The sequence below is a fragment of the Fusobacterium sp. genome, assembly GCF_030528405.1.
Taxonomy (GTDB): Bacteria; Fusobacteriota; Fusobacteriia; order Fusobacteriales; family Fusobacteriaceae; genus Fusobacterium.
This window is the reverse complement of the sequence record NZ_JAUMYY010000076.1, coordinates 1-1,709: the sequence shown is the minus strand read 5'-3', so window position 1 is coordinate 1,709 and position 1,709 is coordinate 1. Positions and strand designations below refer to the sequence as shown.

Here is a 1,709-nt window from a genome sequence, read left to right as displayed (position 1 = left end):
ACCTCAAAAATTGGAGAACAAGCTAAGATAAGGTTAAAAGAACTTCCAGAGAATACAGTACAAAAGGTTGTTATAGATGCGAGAGGGCAAAAGTTAACAGCAGAAATAGAAACTAAAACAATAGATGAGATAATCAGAAAATCTGATGGAATAATAAAGTCAGAAGATATATTTTTTGTAAAATAGGAGGTTAATAAATGGAAGAATTATCAACAAAAGAATTTAATGAAATTTATAAAAAATATTTTAGAGAATATTTTGATAAACCTTTAAAAAAAGATGGGTACTATAAAAAAGGAACAATTACATTTTATAAAATAAATAAAATGATGATGATTGAAACAATAAATTTTCAAAGGCATTATGATAGATTAACAGTAAATTTTGGAGTAGCGCCACTATGGTGTGGGGCAGTAAAAGGAGCAATGAGTATAGGAGGAAGAATTAATGTATTTTCAAAAGAGAAAACACATTGGCAATATCAATGGTGGGATATAAGAAATGAAGAAGAGATAAGAAATAGTATGGCAGAGATATTAGAATTAATTCAAAATGGACTATATAAATGGTTTAAAGAAAAGGAAAATGAAGAAAACATAATAGAAAGCATGAAAAAATCATATCATAGTAAAATAAATGAACATATGTCTTTAGCAACATCAATGGCAAAATTTAAAAGATATGATGAAATACTACCGTATATTGAAAAAGTAAAAGAAGAATATAATAAATTTGGTAAAGAGAAAAAAACTTGGGAATGGGTTCAAGAATTGTATAGTGAATTATTACTACTAGAAAAAAAAGTAAAAGAAGGTCATAAAGCAATAGATGAATATATAGTAGAGAGAGAAAAACAATCATTGAAAGAGATGGGTTTAGAAAAATTGATTAAAGAATAAATTTTTTATAGATAGCCTAAGTTAAGACTTGGGCTATTTGTTAAGGGATTTATAGAAAGAACAGTATTTGAAGAATTTTCAGATATATTAGGTGGGATAGCAGATAGACAGGAACCTAAAGGAGGAAAATAAAAAATGAAAAGAGTAGTGTATATAAGAGGAAAATTTAAAGGAAGCAATCAAGAAATGAAAGAAGCCTATTTATATGCAAAAGAAATGATGAAAAAATATAACTTAGAACCACAATATATTGGAGTAGGTGCAGAAGAAGGCTGGAATACACATAATATATTAACATTAAAAAGAAAAGAAAAAAAGTTGCTAATTGATTTAGAAGAAAATAGAAAAATAAAAAATATAGAATTATATACAAAAGAAATGGAAGAAAAAAGGATAAAATATAATAAAAGTTATTTTTTAATAAATGAGGCAGAGGGAGTAATCGTTTTTTGGACAAATTCTAATATTGAAGAAATAAATTTTAAAGAAATATTAGAAGAAATGAAGAAATATGTAGAACCAGGAATAGAAGAAATATGTGATTGGGAATCAGATGCAATCCCTTTAGGATATATTTATGAAGGAGAAAAAACATTAGAGCCAGATGATATAATCCCTAAGAAAGTAACTATTATTTATAAAAAAGTAAGTCCATTAGATATTCCAATAGAAGTATAAATTATTAAATTTTTTATAGATAGCCTAAGTTAAGACTTGGGCTATTTGTTAAGGGATTAAGGGATTTATTGAAAAAGCAGTATTTGAAGAATTTTCACATATACTAGGTGGAATAGCAGATAGACAGGATAA

At 26.2% G+C, this 1,709-nt stretch carries 3 protein-coding genes; all 3 read left to right on the top strand.

Annotated features, from left to right (window positions below; translation table 11 throughout):
• Positions 1-186 (top strand): hypothetical protein (locus Q4A58_RS08060; RefSeq protein ID WP_303118170.1); only part of this gene is annotated, 186 nt, incomplete at its 5' end.
• Between the two features lie 11 nt (positions 187-197).
• Entirely contained in the window at positions 198-899 is a 702-nt protein-coding gene (locus Q4A58_RS08055; RefSeq protein WP_303118168.1) for a DUF4304 domain-containing protein, read from the top strand.
• Between the two features lie 135 nt (positions 900-1,034).
• Positions 1,035-1,577, top strand: coding sequence for a hypothetical protein (locus Q4A58_RS08050; RefSeq protein ID WP_303118166.1), 543 nt, complete (start codon positions 1,035-1,037; stop codon positions 1,575-1,577).
• Positions 1,578-1,709 lie beyond the last annotated feature (132 nt).